Source organism: Kaistella antarctica (genome assembly GCF_900109615.1).
In the GTDB taxonomy this organism is placed as follows: Bacteria; Bacteroidota; Bacteroidia; order Flavobacteriales; family Weeksellaceae; genus Kaistella; species Kaistella antarctica.
The window spans coordinates 141751-160892 of record NZ_FOIX01000001.1 but is presented as its reverse complement, the minus strand read 5'-3'; the positions used below and the strand labels follow the sequence as shown (position 1 = coordinate 160892).

17 protein-coding genes are annotated in these 19142 nt (G+C 36.8%); 9 read left to right on the top strand and 8 right to left on the bottom strand.

Annotated features, from left to right (window positions below; all coding sequences use genetic code 11):
- Positions 1-31 precede the first annotated feature (31 nt).
- Positions 32-2116: an LTA synthase family protein gene (locus BMX49_RS00725; RefSeq protein ID WP_034717750.1), complete on the top strand. Its 2085-nt coding sequence runs from the start codon at positions 32-34 to the stop codon at positions 2114-2116.
- A 32-nt stretch (positions 2117-2148) separates the two neighbouring features.
- Positions 2149-3003 carry a KPN_02809 family neutral zinc metallopeptidase gene (gene ypfJ / locus BMX49_RS00720; protein ID WP_034717747.1) on the top strand — a complete coding sequence of 285 codons (855 nt, stop codon included), beginning with the start codon at positions 2149-2151 and terminating at the stop codon, positions 3001-3003.
- Between the two features lie 135 nt (positions 3004-3138).
- On the opposite strand, the gene BMX49_RS00715 is transcribed toward ypfJ, so the two are convergent.
- From BMX49_RS00715 to BMX49_RS00705, 3 genes are all read right to left on the bottom strand, one after another.
- Positions 3139-3381 (bottom strand): YtxH domain-containing protein, encoded by a 243-nt coding sequence (locus tag BMX49_RS00715; protein ID WP_034717746.1) that lies wholly within the window; start codon positions 3379-3381, stop codon positions 3139-3141.
- Between the two features lie 173 nt (positions 3382-3554).
- A complete protein-coding gene (pruA, locus tag BMX49_RS00710) occupies positions 3555-5180 on the bottom strand; it encodes an L-glutamate gamma-semialdehyde dehydrogenase (protein WP_034717744.1) in 1626 nt (541 codons plus the stop codon).
- An 83-nt stretch (positions 5181-5263) separates the two neighbouring features.
- Complete coding sequence (locus BMX49_RS00705; protein WP_034717743.1) at positions 5264-5917, bottom strand: metal-dependent transcriptional regulator; 654 nt, start codon at positions 5915-5917, stop codon at positions 5264-5266.
- Between the two features lie 270 nt (positions 5918-6187).
- On the opposite strand from BMX49_RS00705, the gene BMX49_RS00700 reads away from it, so the two are divergent.
- A complete protein-coding gene (locus BMX49_RS00700) occupies positions 6188-7219 on the top strand; it encodes a threonine aldolase family protein (RefSeq protein ID WP_034717740.1) in 1032 nt (343 codons plus the stop codon).
- Positions 7216-8559 (top strand): M20/M25/M40 family metallo-hydrolase, encoded by a 1344-nt coding sequence (locus BMX49_RS00695; RefSeq protein ID WP_034717739.1) that lies wholly within the window; start codon positions 7216-7218, stop codon positions 8557-8559. Before BMX49_RS00700 ends, BMX49_RS00695 begins: the two co-directional genes overlap by 4 nt.
- A gap of 55 nt (positions 8560-8614) precedes the next feature.
- On the opposite strand, the gene BMX49_RS00690 is transcribed toward BMX49_RS00695, so the two are convergent.
- Both BMX49_RS00690 and BMX49_RS00685 read right to left on the bottom strand, forming a co-directional pair.
- Positions 8615-9427 carry an enoyl-ACP reductase FabI gene (locus BMX49_RS00690; RefSeq protein ID WP_034717737.1) on the bottom strand — a complete coding sequence of 271 codons (813 nt, stop codon included), beginning with the start codon at positions 9425-9427 and terminating at the stop codon, positions 8615-8617.
- 96 nt (positions 9428-9523) lie between these two features.
- Positions 9524-9790, bottom strand: a complete 267-nt coding sequence (locus tag BMX49_RS00685) for a hypothetical protein (RefSeq protein ID WP_034717736.1) — start codon at positions 9788-9790, stop codon at positions 9524-9526.
- 180 nt (positions 9791-9970) lie between these two features.
- Here BMX49_RS00685 and BMX49_RS00680 point away from each other — a divergent pair, with 180 nt between their 5' ends.
- The gene (locus tag BMX49_RS00680) at positions 9971-10525 is read left to right on the top strand and encodes a DNA-3-methyladenine glycosylase I (RefSeq protein ID WP_034717734.1); all 555 of its coding nucleotides are present in this window, start codon (positions 9971-9973) and stop codon (positions 10523-10525) included.
- Positions 10526-10572: 47 nt separating this feature from the next.
- Here BMX49_RS00680 and BMX49_RS00675 read toward each other — a convergent pair whose 3' ends face one another.
- Positions 10573-11427 carry a nucleoside phosphorylase gene (locus BMX49_RS00675; RefSeq protein WP_034717732.1) on the bottom strand — a complete coding sequence of 285 codons (855 nt, stop codon included), beginning with the start codon at positions 11425-11427 and terminating at the stop codon, positions 10573-10575.
- Positions 11428-11607: 180 nt separating this feature from the next.
- The gene (locus tag BMX49_RS00670) at positions 11608-11931 is read right to left on the bottom strand and encodes a translation initiation factor (protein ID WP_034717730.1); all 324 of its coding nucleotides are present in this window, start codon (positions 11929-11931) and stop codon (positions 11608-11610) included.
- A gap of 189 nt (positions 11932-12120) precedes the next feature.
- On the opposite strand from BMX49_RS00670, the gene BMX49_RS00665 reads away from it, so the two are divergent.
- From BMX49_RS00665 to BMX49_RS00650, 4 genes are read left to right on the top strand one after another with little or no spacing between them, the layout of a single operon-like run.
- A complete protein-coding gene (locus tag BMX49_RS00665; RefSeq protein WP_034717728.1) occupies positions 12121-12567 on the top strand; it encodes a hypothetical protein in 447 nt (148 codons plus the stop codon).
- Positions 12568-12618: 51 nt separating this feature from the next.
- Positions 12619-13848 carry an efflux RND transporter periplasmic adaptor subunit gene (locus BMX49_RS00660; RefSeq protein ID WP_034717727.1) on the top strand — a complete coding sequence of 410 codons (1230 nt, stop codon included), beginning with the start codon at positions 12619-12621 and terminating at the stop codon, positions 13846-13848.
- Between the two features lie 3 nt (positions 13849-13851).
- Positions 13852-17004: an efflux RND transporter permease subunit gene (locus tag BMX49_RS00655; RefSeq protein WP_034717725.1), complete on the top strand. Its 3153-nt coding sequence runs from the start codon at positions 13852-13854 to the stop codon at positions 17002-17004.
- A gap of 19 nt (positions 17005-17023) precedes the next feature.
- On the top strand, positions 17024-18448 hold the full coding sequence (locus BMX49_RS00650) for an efflux transporter outer membrane subunit (protein ID WP_375600463.1): 1425 nt from the start codon (positions 17024-17026) through the stop codon (positions 18446-18448).
- A gap of 152 nt (positions 18449-18600) precedes the next feature.
- Here the strand turns inward: BMX49_RS00650 and BMX49_RS00645 are convergent, their stop codons facing one another.
- Complete coding sequence (locus BMX49_RS00645; protein ID WP_034717724.1) at positions 18601-19134, bottom strand: RNA methyltransferase; 534 nt, start codon at positions 19132-19134, stop codon at positions 18601-18603.
- Between the last annotated feature and the right edge of the window lie 8 nt (positions 19135-19142).

Here is a 19142-nt window from a genome sequence, read left to right as displayed (position 1 = left end):
TATAATTTGATTTTTTAAATCTAATTAAAAAATGTTTGCTAGTTTATCAAAACTAAAACCCTATCTCTATTTGGGACTTTTCTACGGAATCGTCTCACTAATTTTACGTCTGATATTTATCTTTCATCCAATCACTACCGTAAGTTTTGGCTTTTTTGAAAGCTTAAAAATTATTTTGATTGGCGGCGTGACGGATGTTTTCGTCTTTATATTAGCCAGTAGTATTTTCGCGCTATATTCGTTGTTTCTGTCTGATTCGAAATATAAAAAGCCCTATGGATACATCATCTTCGGGCTTTTTGTTCTAGCATTTTTATATACCGCCTTTGTTCCTGGCAATATCTTCAAACAATATGGCGGTTCTTTTCCAGAAATAGCCATGGGCTTCATCGGATTAAAAACTGTGCTGTTTGGTTTAATGCTTTTTCTGCCGACTCACAGAATTAAAATCCGAAATATTCTTTACTTTCTCATCCTTTTTCTGTACGTCTTATTGATTATTTTTAATGGCGTCAGCGAATATTTTTTTTGGAATGAATTCGGAGTTCGCTATAATTTTATCGCCGTTGATTATTTGATCTACACCAATGAAGTAATCGGAAATATTATGGAAAGTTATCCTGTAGTTCCCTTATTCTCTGCAATTTTATCTGTTGCGTTATTGGTCACTTGGTTTATTTATAAAAAGACAAAATCAGAATTATTGGAGCTTCCTAATTTTGGGCAAAAGTTGGTTTTACTATTATCCTTCCTCTTTTTATTTGCTCTTAGTCTTTTCGTAATTCCTCAATTCGATAAAATTAAAACAGAAGATAAATTTGCGCAGGAAATTCAAGCCAACGGTTTTCCTAAATTTTATCATGCTTTTACACAAAACGAACTCGATTATTTTCAATTTTACCAGACTATAGAGCAGCAAGTCGCAGAACATAATTTTTTAAAACAATTTGATCCACCGACTTTAAGAAGAAACATTAATCCAGAAAATCCTGAACTTAAAAAAAACGTTGTTTTAATTTCTATTGAAAGTCTATCCGCAGAATTTTTGGAGCATTATGGGAATGATCAGAAAATTATGCCTTTCTTAGATAGCTTAGCGGATAAATCATTAATGTTTACCAACCTTTACGCTACTGGAAATCGCACGGTTCGTGGTTTGGAGGCTCTTACTTTGTGTATTACACCTACGGCTGGAGAAAGTGTCGTGAAGCGAGAGAACAACAAGAATAAGTTCAGTACAGGCAGCGTTTTTAAATCGAAAGGATATGATGTTAAGTTTCTGTACGGTGGCTACAGTTACTTCGATAATATGGAAGAATTCTATAAAGGCAATGGGTATGAAATAGTAGATCGCAATAATTTTAAACCTAATGAAATTTCATTTGCCAATGTTTGGGGTGTTGCTGATGAAGATATGGCGAAGAAAGCGATTCAAGTAATGAATGCTGAAGCAAAAGCGGGGAAACCATTTTTCCACCATTGGATGACGGTTTCTAATCATCGACCATTTACCTATCCTGAAGGAAGAATTGATATTCCTGGAACTGCTAAGTCCCGCGATGGCGGTGTGAAATACACTGATTATTCAATTCGTAAATTTTTCGAGATGGCGAAGAAACAATCTTGGTATAAAAATACGGTCTTTGTTATTGTCGCGGATCATTGTGCCTCAAGTGCTGGAAAGACAGAACTCCCGATGGACAAATATCGAATTCCTGGATTGGTTTTTTCGGAAGGTTTTATCAAACCAGAAAAATTCACGCAGACGATGTCTCAAATTGATGTGATGCCCACCGTATTGGGTCTGCTTAATTTCAAATACCAATCAAAATTTCTAGGGCAAGATGTTTTCAGTAAAAATTTTGAACCCAAAGCCTACATCGCAACCTATCAGGATTTAGGCCTCATTAAAGACAATTATTTAACCATAATTTCTCCGACCAAAAAAGTACAGCAGTATTCCTTAAGTTTACAAAAATCAAACAATGCTGAAGATTTTAAAATCTTTTATGAGGAAACGCCAGTAAAGAATATAAAACAAAGTCTGGTTGATGATTGTGTTTCTGCTTATCAAAGCGTTTCATTTTGGCTGAAAGAAAATAAACTCGATAAATAATTTTTTTTGTATTTTTAGCAAAAGATTTAATTATGAAATGGACAAGTGGTAGAAGCGGTAATGTAGACGACCGACGTGGTTCTGGTGGCGGTGGCGGAATGCTTGTAGGCGGTGGTCTGGGAACTTTAATTATTGCAGCCATCATATTTTTTCTGGGTGGCGATCCTTCTGCAATTTTATCCTCAGGAATGGATAGTGGCGCACAGACAGAACAACGTGATCTAAACGAAAATGAACTTAAAGTTCGTGAGTTCGTTCAAATGATTACGGCAGAAAATGAAAAAACTTGGACAAAAGTATTCAGTGAGAACGGAATGCAGTACCAACCAGCGAAAGTCGTTATGTTTGAAGCAGTAACTCAATCTGGTTGCGGAACGGCGCAAGCAGCGATGGGACCTTTTTATTGCCCCGCCGATCAAACGGTTTATATGGATATGAGTTTCTTCAAAGAATTAGAGCAACGGTTCGGAGCAACGGTAACTGAATTCTCAATCGCTTATGTAATGGCGCACGAAATGGGTCATCATGTACAAACTCTTTTGGGAACAACACAAAAAGTAGATCAGTTGCGGAGTAGCGGAAGATATTCTGAAGCAGAAATGAATCGCGTTTCAGTAGCAACCGAATTGCAAGCAGATTTTTATGCTGGACTTTGGGCCAAGCAAACCGATAACCGAGAGAAATTTTTAGAGCCAGGTGATATTGAATCCGCTATTTCTGCAGCGGAAGCAGTTGGTGATGACAATATTCAGAAAAGGTCGCAAGGTTATGTTAACCAAGAAGGATTTACGCACGGCAGTTCTGCCCAGCGACGTGATTGGTTTATGAAAGGCTACAACACGGGAGATATCCGTCAGGGTGATACTTTTGATGCCTTATTGAAGTAAGAGAATTTTCCTACTCAATCCGAACACCTGAAATAAACTTTCTAAATAATTTCGGAGTATAAAACAAAAAAAATCGCAGTGTAAATTTACACTGCGATTTTTCTTAAATATATGAATGTGATAGAAAGTTTGATTTTAGTTTTGATTCATTGAATCTTCAACTGAAGTCTTAGTATCGTTAACTTTATCTTTCACTTGCGAAGCAACGTCGCCTGCTTTTGATTTTAAATCATTTCCCCATTTGTTGAAATTGTCCTTTGCATTATTTACCGTGTCTTTTACAGCTTGTTTATCTTCATCTGAAGAATTCTTGTATTTCCACCACGCTAATGCTCCAAGTCCTAGCAATGCTAATAATCCGTTCTTTTTAGTGCTCATAATAGTATGTTTTTAAATTTAATGAATAAGTAATTATATGTGGTATGTGATGTAAAATCTGTGCCAAAGATAATTTCCAAATCATTAAAGTTTTGTTAAAAGATTTAAAAAATCCGTCTCACTATATCAGCAAGACGGATTGGTTTTTCTTTGTTGAATAGAAATTTCAGATATTATCCTAAATATGGATACTTATAATCTTTCGGAGAAACAAAAGTTTCTTTAATACTTCTTACCGAAACCCATCTCATCAAATTCATTTTAGACCCGGCTTTATCATTGGTTCCAGAGGCTCTCGCACCACCAAATGGTTGCTGTCCTACTACTGCTCCAGTTGGTTTGTCATTGATGTAGAAGTTTCCTGCTGCATTTTCTAATGCCTTGTACGCTTCATCGATCGCATAACGGTCTTGAGAGAAAATTGCTCCAGTTAAAGAATAAGGAGATGTTTCATCAACTAATTTTAAAGTTTCAGTCCAGTCTAAATCTTCATATACATAAACTGAAAGAATTGGTCCAAAGATTTCTTCACACACAGATTCATATCTTGGGTTAGATGCTTCAATTACAGTTGGTTCAACAAACCATCCTTTTAAATCGTCGCATTTTCCACCGATAATTACTTTTGCATCGCTTGATTTTTCAGCACGCTCGATGTAACCTTTACATTTTTCGAAAGAATTTTTATCAATAACCGCGTTCACAAAATTAGAAGGATCTTCGGGACTTCCCATCTTAATGGTTTTCATCTGCGCTTCCATTACAGCTTTCACCTCATTCCACAGAGATTTAGGAACATAAGCTCTAGAAGCTGCAGAACATTTCTGACCTTGGTATTCAAAAGCACCGCGCACCATTGCCGTTGCAACGGCATCGACATTTGCAGATGGGTGAACCATGATGAAATCTTTTCCACCAGTTTCTCCTACGATTCTTGGGTAAGTTTTATAATTGTGAATATTATCGCCGATCGTTTTCCACATATTTTGGAAAACTGAAGTTGAACCAGTAAAATGAAGTCCTGCAAAATCTGGATGTGCAAAAACTTTTGCTGCCGTATCTTTTCCACTTGTGAAAATCATATTGATTACTCCCGCAGGTAAACCCGCTTCAATCAAAGCATCCATAATAACGGTAGCTGAATAAACTTGTTTGTCAGACGGTTTCCAAACCACGACATTACCCATCATTGCCATACATGTTGGCAAGTTTCCGGCAATGGCTGTAAAGTTAAATGGAGTTACTGCGAAACAAAAACCTTCCAGCGGTCGGTATTCTGATCTGTTCCAAATTCCACTATCTGAAACGGGTTGTTCGCTGTACATTTCTGTCATGAACTCAACATTGAAACGTAAGAAATCGATGAACTCACAAGCTGCATCAATTTCCGCCTGGTGAACATTTTTACTTTGAGCAATCATTGTTGCAGCATTTAAACGATTTCTGTAAGGTCCAGCTAATAGGTCGGCAGCTTTCAAGAAAATAGCTGCACGTTGTTCCCAACCTAAATTATTCCATTTTTCTCTGGCGGCTAAGGCAGTATTGATTGCATCGTCCACATGGGTCATGTCTCCTTTATAATAGAAACCTAAATTATGTTGATGATCTTGTGGTGAATTAATTTCCACTTTTTCCGAAGTTGTAATTTCTTTCCCGTTAATAACCATTGGGATTTCAACTTTCTCTTTCCACATTTTTTTATAAGTTGCAATCAGGGATTTTACCTCATCTGATCCTGGCTCATAAGTTATAACTGGCTCATTAATAGCGAATGGAACCTGTGAAATTGCTTTTGACATATAATTATTTTTTATTGATTTATTGAATTTTACAAAGTTAAGGGAATTAGATTAATGTTCCAAAGAACGACTACCTACAAATTCTAAAGCTTTACCAAAATTTTGTCGCAAACCATTTTGCTTAAAGTGATTGTGCAACCGTCTTCCCTTAAAATGGTCATTGATTGATCGTATTTTTCGATTTCTAAAATTTCTAGCTTTTTACCTAATTCAAGTTCCTTGCTATTGAGATAAGTTAAGAAGTCGTCATCGGAAACCGTGACTGAAGTGAAAAGGATTTGGTCTCCAACTTTGCAGGAGCTTAACTTCTGCAAATCTAGTGCGATAATATTTCCTTCTTTATCGGGAATTGGTTCTCCATGCGGATCGAATTTCGGATGTTGTAACATCTCATCCATTTTGTCAAAAAACAAATCAGAATGTACATGCTCTAACTGTTCTGCAATTTCGTGTACATTTTCCCAGCCAATATTCATTTTTTCAACCAAGAACATTTCGGTAAGTCGATGTTTTCTTACAATTAAGGCAGCCTGCTTTTTACCTTCGAACGTCACCTTTAACGGTTTGTACGTCTCGTAAATCACCCAGTTTTTAAGCGCAAATTTTTTCATCATATTATTTACGCTCGGCATCTTTACATTTAAAAACTTACTTAACTCATTAATCGTTACTGTATTATCGTCGTTTCTTAAATGGAATATTGCTTTTAAGTAGTTTTCTTCTGTCAGTGAAATCATAAAGTTAGATTGTTGGATTCGCAAATCTAACAAAATAAAAGCGTGTAAAGAATTACACGCTAACATTTAAATAAAAATACATGAAGAAAATTTACATCCATTACAAAATAAATGGCAATTGGGATAAATTAATTAAAACCGGATGTAAATATGAGTTATTAGTTTTTAGTTGTGATGACAATACAAAGATGTTTGAATATTATTATAATTCATAAGTGATTTCACCCAAATTCTAGCGGTTAAATCACCCTTTTTTTATAATTTTAGTACATGAAATATTCTTTTAAAAATGATTATTCCGAAGGTGCGCATCCCCGCATTTTGGAAACTTTATTGCAGTCTAACTTAAGTCAGCAGAATGGTTACGGATTGGATGAATACTCGATGAATGCAGAAGTAATTATTAAACAAAAAATAAATAATCCTAAATCTAAAGTGTATTTTGTTTCAGGTGGAACACAAGCCAATTTAATTGTGATCTCTGCTTTTTTGCGACCACATGAAAGTGTGGTGTCTCCTGCCACGGGACATATTTTCACTAATGAAAGTGGTGCAATCGAAGCAACGGGTCATAAAGTACACAGTTTGGAAACTTTGGAAGGAAAGATTTCATCAGAAGATATTCAAGAGCTTATCGATGTTCACCAAAACAAACCCCATCAAGTCAAGCAAAAATTAGTTTACATTTCAAACTCTACAGAATTAGGAACAATTTATTCTAAAAAGGAATTGATGGATTTGTACCAATTCTGTCAGGAGAGTAATCTTTATCTATTTGTTGACGGAGCAAGATTGGGACATGCTTTAACGGCAGAAACCAATGATTTGACTTTAGAAGATTTCGGAAAATATACCGACGCTTTTTATCTGGGAGGAACAAAAAACGGAGCTTTAATTGGGGAAGCAATTATCATTAACAATGAAAATCTACAAGAAGAATTCGGCTTTCATCTAAAACAAAAAGGAGCAATGCTGGCAAAAGGTCGTTTGCTTGGGATTCAGTTTCAAGAATTGTTGAAAGATGATCTGTATTTCGATTTGGCGAGACATGCGAATCAGCAAGCGATGAGAATTAAAGAAGCTTTTCAACAAGCAGATTGTAACTTTTTGTGTGAAACCTTTACCAATCAGATATTTCCAATTTTAAATCAAAGTCAGATTGACCAATTATCTGCGAATTTCGATTTTTATATATGGAAAAAACTAAATGACGAACAGTCAGCCATTCGCATCATTACCTCTTGGGCAACTACTGAAGAAGTGGTAACGACGTTTATTAATGAAATAAAAAATTTAAAATGAAAAAAACTATTCTCTTAGTAAGCGTTTTGCTTTCTGTAATTGCAACTGCTCAGAAATACGATAAAGATCCTGAAATCTCAGCTTACGTAAAGGCAGTTACTAAAGATTCTTTAAAATCGAATGTTGAAAAGTTGGTCAGTTTCGGAACCCGTCACACCATGAGTTCCACCATTGATAAAGATAAGGGAATCGGCGCTGCAAGAAGTTGGGTGTTATCCAAATTCAGAAATTACGCGAAAAATTCTGGGGGACGAATGGAAGTTTATCTACAAAATGAAGACTTACAACCGGACGGAAAAAGAATAAATAAAGTAACCAATCTAGGTAACGCGATTGGCTTACTGAAGGGAACCGATCCTTTAGATAAAAGAATTATTATCATTTCTGGTCATTTGGATTCCAGAGTTTCAGACGTTTTGAATTCCACTGATTACGCGCCCGGAGCAAATGATGATGGAAGTGGAGTAGCAGCTGTGATTGAATCTGCCAGAGTTTTAAGCAAGTCAAAATTCCCGATGAGCATCTTATTTGTGGCCGTAAGTGGAGAAGAACAAGGTTTATTAGGAGCAAAAATGCTTTCCGATAAAGCAAAGGCAGACAACTGGGAAATTGAAGCGGTCTTGAATAATGATATGATAGGCAACAACAGATTCGATGCGCCAAAAAATGATGGAACTCCAAAACTAAGAGTTTTCAGTGAAGGATTATCGGCATTTGAAACAGACAAGTCTGCAGCTAAAATAAGAAGTCTGGGATTAGAAAATGATGGCAACGCACGACAATTAGCACGATATGTAAAAGAAATTGGTGAAAAATATGTCAACAATATTGATATAAAATTGATTTATAGAAACGACCGTTTCTTACGCGGTGGCGATCATACACCATTTGTTAATCAAGGATTCACTGCGGTTCGCCTGACTGATTATTATGAAAATTACGATCATCAGCATCAAGATATTCGGACTGAAAATAATATAAAATATGGTGATTTAATCGAGTTCATGGATTTTGACTATCTGAAAACCAATACTGCCGTGAATGTAGCGGTACTTGCAAATTTAGCGAAGTCAACTCCGCAACCTGAAAATGTTTTGATGGATGTAAAGGAACTTTCTAATTCTACCAAGTTGACCTGGGAGAAACCTAAATCAGGAAAAGTAAAAGGATATAATGTTTTATACCGAGAAACGGATCAATCGGTTTGGACGCATAAAATTTTCACCACTGAAACTTCATACATTGTTCCGCTTTCAAAAGATAATTTCATATTTGCGGTTCAAAGTGTTTCTGTGTCAGGAAATCAAAGTTTACCCGTCATTCCAAAAGTATCTAGATAAAAAAAATCCGTCTCATTAATTAATGAGACGGATCTTATATTTAAGCAAAATTTACTTATTGCAAATCTTCAAATTTATCTACAATTTTCTGTGAAACCCCAGTCTTGCTGAAACCACCATCATGGAAAAGATTCTGCATCGTTACCTTTCTTGTTAAATCAGAGAACATACTTACACAATAGTTCGCACAATCCAAAGCATCAGCATTTCCAAGTGGAGACATGCTATCTGCGAAGTTGAAGAAACCACTGATTCCTTTCACCCCAGCACCAGCCTTAGTCATTACCGGAGATTGCGAAATGGTATTCACACGCACTTTTCGGTCGCCCCAATAATATCCGAAACTTCTGGCAATACTTTCGAGGTACGATTTATTATCTGCCATATCACCGTAATTCGGGAATACGCGTTGTGCAGCAATATAAGTCAACGCCAAGATTGAACCCCATTCGTTCATAATATCTCTATCCCAAGCAGCTTTCATCACTTTATGGAAAGAAACCGAAGAAACGTCCCAACCTTTTTCTAAGAAATCGTAATTAAGATCGGTATAGGTTTTACCTTTTCGAATGTTTACAGACATACCAATGGAGTGAAGGATGAAATCAATTTTTCCAAATTTTTCTTCAGCGTGAGCAAAAAGTTTCTCTAAATCTTCAACAGAAGTCGCATCAGCAGCAATAACATCTGAGCCAGTTTTTTTTGCCAATTCATCAATCTCGCCCATTCTCATTGCGATAGGAGCATTTGATAAGATGAATTCTGCACCTTCTTCATGACATCTTTCTGCAACTTTCCAAGCGATCGACTGATCGTTTAAAGCTCCGAAGATAATTCCTTTCTTACCTTTTAGTAATCCGTATGACATAATCTTAATTTTAGACAAATTTAAAAATATTTATTGGTTATAGCATAAAAAAAGAGCCGTAGTGACTACGGCTCTCTTTCTTATATTTAATATCGCTTAGTTAGTTGCTTTTCTAACTTCTGCTTTTGCATCTTCCGACCAGTCTTTGGTTTTTTCCCAAGCATCTGAAGCGGCATCTTTGGTATCTTCCCAAGCATCAGAAATATTATCTTTTGCTCTTTCCATCCAACCTTCTGCAGTTGGTTCAGTGTTTTTGTTTCTTTGTTCGCGGATGTAATCTTTCGCTCTATCAGCATAATCATTTACCGTCCATTTCGTTTCGTTCACTGCGTCTTCTGCTTTGTTATAATCTTGTCTGTCCATAATGATAAATTTTTAATGTTAATATTTAATTTGATACTATATCTAGCATCAAAGTTCATTCCTAAAGTAGCCAATGCTATGTTAAACATGTTGTAAAGTTTTCTTAAAATTGTATTTTTACTGCACTTTCCATACTTTTTTTAGTTTATTGTTGATTAATTTTGAATTAAACTTAAATAAATGGAAATGATACGTTGCGGTTGGTGTGAGAAAGATGACCTCTATAGAACCTATCACGATGAAGAATGGGGAAAACCAGTTTATGACGATGAAGCCTTTTTTGAATTTCTCGTCTTAGAAAGTTTTCAAGCAGGATTATCCTGGTATACTGTTTTAAAGAAAAGAGAAAACTTTGCAGAAGCGTTTGATAATTTTAATTATAAAAAAATTGCAAGCTATTCTGAAGTTAAAATTGAAGAGTTGCTGAATGATGTTGGAATTGTCAGGAATAAACTGAAAATTTTAGCAACGATCAATAATGCACAAAAGTTCCAGGAAGTACAAAAAGAATTCGGTAGTTTCTCTACCTATATTTGGAATTTTGTGGACGGAAAACCAATGGTAAATAATCCAACAACTTTAAATGACGTTCCCGCGATCACAGAAATTTCAGATGCCTTATCAAAAGATTTGAAAAAAAGAGGATTTAAATTTTTAGGTTCAACCGTTATTTACGCATTCATGCAGGCGACAGGAATGGTGAATGATCATATAGAAGACTGTTCCTTTAAATAAAGAATGCGGTCAATTTCTTAACCGCATTCTTTAGGACTATTATATTCTTAGTTAATAATTCGATCCAAAACCCATTCGATCATATTCTTTTCAGAAGCCGCGTGATCTGCGGAGAACTCACCTCTTCTTCGGTTCGCAATAACAGAATTTACCGTGATTGCTTTGTGTCCTAACAATTTAGAAAGACCATAAATCGCAGATGTTTCCATCTCGAAATTCGTTACTCCTAATTCATTCAACGTTTCCAAAAATTGATCATCAAGTGCTTTCAAACGAAGCTGGCGACCCTGTGGAGCATAGAAACCTGGGAAAGTTGCGGTGTTTCCGTGGTATTTTGCATCCTTATAATATTCGCCCATTTCTTTCGACCAATCAGAAAAATACAACATCGGTTTGATTTTCTCGTACGGAAATTTCGCCATGAAGTTTCGGGAGAATTCATTTTCAAACTCATAATCTTGGTAGAAATGCATCAAACCATCAAGGCCAACCACATTTTCCGTCACCAACATATTGTCAACTTCAACGTCGGGATTCACACTTCCACAAGTTCCCATTCGAAACAATTCCAATGCGGTGTGATCCTTTGTAAATTCTTTATTTTTTAAATCGATATTGACCAAAGCATCCAATTCGTTCATCACGATATCGATGTTTTCAGTCCCAATTCCAGTCGACATAACCGTAATTCTTTCGCCTCGCAAAGTTCCGGTGTGCGTATAAAATTCTCTTTTGTTTTTCTTAATTTCAATCTTGTCGAAATATTTTGAAACTTTTGGAACGCGGTCAGGGTCACCAACCAACATGATTTTTCCTGCAATATCCTCCGGCAACAAGTTCAAATGATACACACTTCCATCGTCATTGAGCACCAATTCTGAGGCAGCTAATTTGTTAAGCATAATATATTTTTTTATTTTTAAATTTTAATTTGGGCAGCTTTATCCGCCTTCCGTTCCCGCTTTTTTCTTCCTAGTTCCTCGTCAAAAAAAGAGCTCCACTCAAGTCGGGCTGCAGATTCGTCTAATTAACTTTTGTCGTCATCGTATAAAAGTCTTTCATCTTTTAGCGAAGCGGTCTTTTTAACCGCCAACTCTCTTCGTTTTATAACCCATCTCTTTCAAAATCACCATAATCTTGTTACGGTTATCTCCTTGTATAATGATGACACCATCTTTTTCAGACCCACCAATACCCAACGTTGTTTTGATTTTCTTTGAGATTTTTTTCAAGTCTTCATCTGTTCCTTCATAACCTTCCACCAAGGTAACGGGTTTTCCATGTCTTCCCTTTTTTTCAAATTTACAGACGAGTGGTTCTTTCTGCACAAATTTTTCAACAGGCATTTCAAAATCCTGCTCTTCATGCTCAGGGAATATATTTTTAAGTTGATCTCTTAAATCCATCTACCAAAATTAATGAATTTAATTTTGAATTGCTTTAAGACAAATCAATTTTAAGATTAAAATCAGTTTTTAAGACTAATTCATCTCAACCCTCAATTTAATACCGAAATCATAAAGTATTCTTAAAGTCGAACTTTGGTTCGTTTAGTTCAGAACTAAAACCTATTTTTGCAAATTACTTTTTAAATAATGATTGAAATAGATAAAGAAATCTTTCGCGAAATGGTTAAGTTTTATGGAGAAGCCTTCCATTTGCCGCCACTTGCTGCCAAGATTTATGCTTATCTGATATTTGATTTTGATCGGAAAGGCGTCTCATTTGATGAGTTCGTAGATATTTTTGCAGCCAGTAAAAGTTCTGTTTCCTCTAATCTTAATTTACTTTTAAATCTGAATATTATTAAAGACTTCAATAAAATCGATGAAAGAAAACGATTTTTTGTCATGAATGAAAAGTATATGAAAATTCGTTTTCAGGAAATTATTGAAAAAATGGACCGAGAATTATTGATTTTAGAAAATCTAAAAAAATTCAGGAATACCAAATGTGAAGTTGCCCTTCAGAAATTTGATATCTACACTGATCTTTTCAATAAAAACATTTCCAACATAAAAGAAACACTTGATCAGTTATAAAACAAGACCTATAAACTTCATTTAAGGAAGCTCAACTATAAAATTAAATTCATGAAAAATAAAATTATTCTCCTCACATTTTCTGCTTTGTCGGTTTTGTCCTGCAAAAAAGGAGATCAAAGACCGCCGCAAGGTCCAAAGGCGGTTTCAACTGTAGCAATCGAAGCTAGAAATGTTATCGGCTATTCCACTTTTCCAGCGAGTATTGAAGGACGTGTTAATAATGATGTACGTGCAAAAATGCAAGGTTATGTTACCCAGGTTTTGGTAGATGAGGGTCAGTATGTGAGCAAAGGTCAACCGCTTTTCCGCTTAGAGACTAATTCCTTAAATCAATCAGCCAACGCCGCAAAAGCTGGAGTTGGAGCAGCACGTTCCAACGTTTCTGCGTCTGAAGCAAGTGTAAAAGCAGCTCAGGCCGCTGTAAATGCTGCTCAGGTTGAAGTAAATAAACTTCGTCCTTTAGTGGAGAAAAATATTATTAGTAATGTTCAGTTACAAACGGCTCAGGCGAATTTAGCGCGAGCTCAGGCACAAGTTGCTCAAGCCCAAGCAGGCAAACAGCAAGCAAGTGCGGGCGTTGCACAAGCCCAAGCAAATTTTCAAGGAGTTCAGGCAAACATCGATTATTCTGTGATCCGCGCGCCAATATCTGGAACGATTGGAAAAATTAATTTCCGAACAGGTAGTTTAGTTGGTCCTGGTGATCCAATGCCAATTTCAACGGTGTCAGATACGAGTGAGTTGTACGCTTATTTCTCAATGAACGAAAAAGAGTATTTAGATTTTCTAAAAAATTCTACAGGAGCAACCGTTCCAGAAAAAATAAAAAACATGCCGGCCATCGAATTAGTATTGGCAAACGGTGATGTTTATGAAGAGAAAGGATATGTGAAAGCAGTAACTGGTCAAATCGATGCAGCCACCGGAAGTATTCAGTTTAGAGTTTCTTTCCCGAATCCGAAGAAATTGTTGAGCAATGGAAACAGCGGAACTGTTAGAATTCCGATTACTTATGACAATGCTTTGGTCGTGCCAGAAAGTGCTACGATCGAACAGCAAGGTTTGGTGTACATCTATAAAGTAAAACAAGACACGGCGAAAAGTGCTGTAATTACTGTCATCGACCGTGTGAACAATATGGTTGTTATTAAAGATGGCGCTACAAAAGGAGAAATCGTTGTTGTAGAAGGTGTAGGGACTTTAAAAACTGGAACACCAGTGAAGCCACAACCTAAGAAGTTTGACGATATCATTAATGCTATAAAACCACTTTTCTAAAAGATGATTAAAAAATTTATAAACAGACCGGTTTTATCTACGGTAATTTCCATCATGATTGTGGTGTTGGGAATCCTGGGATTAATCTCTTTGCCGGTCACCCAGTATCCAGATATTGCGCCGCCAACGGTGCGTATCTCAGCAAACTATACCGGAGCTAATGCGCAAACGGTCATGAACAGTGTAATTATTCCGATTGAAGAACAAGTGAATGGAGTAGAAGGAATGGACTATATTTCCTCTTCTGCAGGCAACAACGGTTCTGCCTCAATTACGATTTTCTTTAAACAAGGAGTCGATCCAGATATCGCTGCAGTAAACGTTCAGAATCAAGTTCAGCGTGCGATTCCATTGCTGCCTTCGGAGGTTACAAGATCTGGAGTTCAGGTGAACAAGCAGCAAACAAGTGCCTTGATGTTCTTGAGTTTCTTTACCGCTAACCCTAATTTAGATGAGGTTTGGTTGCAGAATTACATGAACATTAATATCATCCCGGAATTGAAAAGGGTGAATGGTGTGGGTGATGCGCAAGTATTTGGTGGGAAAAATTACTCGATGAGAATTTGGGTTGATCCTGCGAAAATGGCTGCTTATGGTTTAGAACCTTCAGAAGTTTCTGCCGCGATTAATGAACAGTCCAGAGAAGCAGCTGCGGGAGCCTTAGGTGAAAATAGTGGAAGCTCTTTCCAATACATTATTACCTACAAAGGAAAATATAATGAAGTTGATGAATTCGAAAATATTGTCCTGCGAGCCCTTGGAAATGGAGAATATCTTCGTTTAAAAGATGTTGCCGAAATTAAACTGGATTCTCAATCTTACGCCGGAATCGGTGAGAGTAATGGGAACCGTTCCATCTCGATGGGGATTTTCCAAACTCCAGGATCGAACGCACAAGAGATTATTACCAATATCAAGACTTTACTTAAAGAGACAGAAAAAACATTGCCCGAAGGAGTTGGTTACAATATTAACTTTGATACCAATGAATTCTTAGATGCTTCTATTTCTAAAGTAATTGTTACTTTATTAGAAGCCTTCGTTTTGGTATTCTTAGTGGTATTTATATTCCTTCAGGATTTTAGATCAACTTTAATTCCTGCGATTGCAGTACCGGTTTCGATTATTGGAACCTTTTTCTTCCTGAATTTATTTGGATATTCTATTAACTTATTGACGCTATTTGCTTTGGTTCTTGCCATCGGGATTGTGGTCGATGATGCGATTGTTGTGGTGGAAGCGGTTCACGCTAAAATGGAAGGTGGCATCACTGATGCCAAGAAGGCAACCGTAGAAGCGATGGACGAAATTACAGGAGCAATTATCTCGATTACGTTAGTAATGGCGGCTGTATTTATTCCGGTAACTTTCTTAACTGGACCAACGGGAGTTTTCTATCAACAGTTTGGAATTACCTTAATTATTGCGATTTTAATTTCAGCGGTAAATGCGTTAACGCTGAGTCCAGTGCTTTGTGCGATGTTCTTGAAACCTCCCGCGCATCATACTAAAGAGTTTGCAAGCATGAATTTCATGCAGAAATTCTTTGCCAAATTTAATGCAGGATTTAATGCAGGAACTAAAAAATATGGACAATCATTCAATTTTATATTAAGAAATAAATGGGTGAGTTTATTGGTCATTTTTGCAGCGGGAGCAGTAACGTTCTGGTGGGCAAGTTCAACGATGCCGACCGGATTTATTCCGAAAGAAGACCGTGGAATTTTGTTTACAGACATCCAACTTCCACCGGGAGCGTCATTGGAAAGAACTTATAATGTTCTAAATGATCTTCAAAAGGAAGCTCGAAAAATTCCAGGCGTTCAAAACGTAACGTATACGGCGAGTCGTGGATTTATGTCAGGTTCAGGATCGAATGTTGGTCAAGCCTTTATTAAATTAAAACCTTTCGATGAACGTGGAAAAGCAGATGGACAAAGTATTGATGAGATTACGGGAAGATTATTCGGAATTACCGGAAAATATCCAGATGCGAAAATTATTTTCTTCTCGCCACCGAGTGTACCTGGGTTTGGATCAAGTGATGGATTCTCGAGTGTTTTATTAGATAAATCAGGCGGAGACATTGCAAAATTAGATCAAGTAACCCAGAGTTTTGTTGGAGCTTTAATGCAGAGACCCGAAATTCAGTTTGCTTCAACCTCCTTTAATACCAATTATCCACAGTTTGAAATGGTGGTTAATGTGCCTCGTGCAAAAGAAAGTGGAGTTTCGTTAAATGCTATTCTGAGCACCATGCAAGGATATATCGGAGGAATTTATTCTTCAGATTTTACCAAATATGGAAAGCAGTTCCGAGTGATGATCCAAGCATTACCATCAGACAGAACAGCGCCAGAAAGTTTAAATTCCATATTTGTCAAAACTGCTTCAGGAGCCATGGCGCCGATCTCACAGTTTGTGAGCTTGGAGAAAAGTTTTGGACCACAATCTTTAGAACGATATAACTTATTTACCTCAGTGGGAATCAATGGATCGAGTAATCCGGGGTTTTCGACGGGTGATGCGATTAAAGCAATTCAGGAAGTGGCTGCGGAAAATTTACCAGCCAACTACGATGTTGAGTTTACAGGTTTAACGAAAGAAGAAATGAAAGCGGGTTCTCAAACCTACGTGGTTTTCTTATTAAGTTTCCTTTTCATCTACTTTATTTTGGCGGCACAGTATGAAAGTTATTTATTGCCCTTCTCGGTAATCCTTTCGCTTCCACTGGGAGTTATCGGAGCCTTTTTCGGTCAGCGGATATTTGGATTAGAGAATAATATTTATTTCCAGATTGCGATTATTATGTTGATTGGATTACTCGCCAAGAATGCGATTCTAATTGTGGAGTTTGCCGTTCAGCGGCGTCATCATGGGGAATCAATTGCCATGTCGGCAATTAATGCTGCGAAAGCGAGGTTGCGTCCGATTTTGATGACTTCGTTTGCCTTTATCTTCGGTATGGTTCCGTTGGTCTTTGCAACTGGGATTGGATCTGTCGGTAACCGTTCCATTGCAACTGGAGCAGCTTCTGGATTGTTAATTGGAACCTTCTTCGGGTTGATTGCCATTCCAGTTCTGTATGTTATTTTCCAATTTTTACAGGAAAAAGTAGTGCCTTTAAAAGAAAAGGAAATCAATCTTTCTGAATAATTGAAAGTTAAAAACTTTTATGAAAATTAAAAAAATGAATAAATATTTCAATATAAAAATACTTTCGATTGTCTTTTCAGCGTTCGTTCTTACTTCATGTATGACGCGCGAAAAGTACGAAAGACCGACCGAAGCGATTAATGAAAATCTTTTCCGTACCGATTTGTTGCCGAAAGATTCTACAAGTATGGCCACCATTTCGTGGAGGGAAATTTTCACAGATCCGGTTTTACAAAAACACATTGCGAAAGCTTTGGATAATAATTTAGATGTAAGAGTGGCGCTGCAAAACATCAGTGCAGCAGATTCTTATTTAAAACAAAGTAAAGCGGCCTATTTGCCAACGTTGTCTGCAGGTCCGAATTATACGTTTCAAACACAGTCTTTGAATACGCAGTCTGGACAATTAATGTCGGCCAGAAAATATGGAAATCAATTTGATGTTTCTGCCAATATTGGTTGGGAAGCAGATATCTGGGGAAAATTAAGAGCGCAGGAGAAAGCAGAATTTGCAAACTATTTAGGAACAGTTTCTGCGCACCAAGCTGTGAAAAGCGATTTGGTCGCCAGTGTTGCGTCCGCTTATTATCAGTTGTTGACTTTTGATGATCAAAAGAAAATCATTAATGAAACGATTGCTTTAAGAAAGAAAAATTTGGAAACGACATCGGCTTTGAAAGATGCTGGAACAGTGACCGAAGTTGCAGTTCAACAAAGTGAAGCCTTGGTTTTCAATGCAGAATCTTTATTAATAAGTATTGATGTTCAAATCGGGTTGCTTGAAAATACCATCAGTTTATTGATGGGTGAGCCTTCTCACGCGATTGAGCGCACGACGATTGATGCGCAAAAAATGCCAGTCAGTTTAGATCTCGGTTATCCTGCGAATTTATTGGCTAATCGCCCTGATGTGAAAGTTGCAGAATACCGTTTGATGAATGCTTTCGAAATGACCAACGCTGCGAAAGCCAATTTTTACCCAACTTTAAGATTGACTGGAAGCGGTGGAATTGTCTCTGGAGATTTAGATCAGTTATTCAGTGTGAATTCCCTTTTCGCCAATGTGGTTGCTGGTTTAGCTCAGCCGATTTTAAATAAGAGACAAATCAAAACGCAATATGAAGTAAGCTTGGCGAACAAAGAAATCGCTTATCTCAACTTTAGAAGATCAGTTTTAACGGCTGGAAAAGAAGTTTCTGATGCCTTGAAAATCTATCAGTCACAAGACAGTTTCATCGGCTTAAAAAGAAAAGAAATGGAGGCTTACAAAAACTCTGTTGAATATTCTCAGGAATTGGTGAATTACGGTTTGGCAACCTACTTAGAAGTCATCAACGCCAGCGTCAATCAATTGAATGCTGAGTTGAATATCTCTAATGCAGAATATTCTAAGTTAGATGCCGGAATTGAATTGTACCGCGCTCTTGGTGGCGGTTGGAAATAATAAGTATCTTCCAATATTCATTAAAAAAATCTCTTTCAATTTATTGGAAGAGATTTTTTTATGATCAGATTTCTTTAACCACGAATCACACTAATTTGTGACGCAATTATTTGTGAAATTTGTGAAAACATTTGTGCAATTTATGTTTAAATCTACAGCGATTTAAAAAATTCCCACATCACAATCCCACCACATACCGAAACGTTCAAAGAATGTTTTGTTCCTAATTGCGGAATCTCCAGAAAAGTATCATAAAATGAAAGTGCTTCATCGCTCAAACCATCGACTTCATTTCCTAAAACCAAAGCGTATTTTTCTTCTTTATTAATGCTATAATCGGTGATCACTTCAGAATTGCTTGTCTGTTCAATGCCAATAATTTTGAAGTTCTCTTTCTTTAAATTTTGAAGCGCTTCAGCGATGTCTTTTTCATAAATCCAATCCACACTTTCCGTGGCACCCAAAGCCGCTTTATGAATTTCCCGATGCGGCGGTTGAGGCGTAATTCCACACAGTACGACTTTTTCAATTAAGAAAGCGTCTGCCGTTCTGAAAATCGCGCCCACATTGTGCATGCTTCGAACATTGTCTAAGACAACAACCAACTGTGTTTTTTTGGTTTGTTTAAAGGTTTCAACATCGATTCTCCCTAATTCTTCGAGTTTCAGTTTCTTTGTGGATGACATTTTCGTAT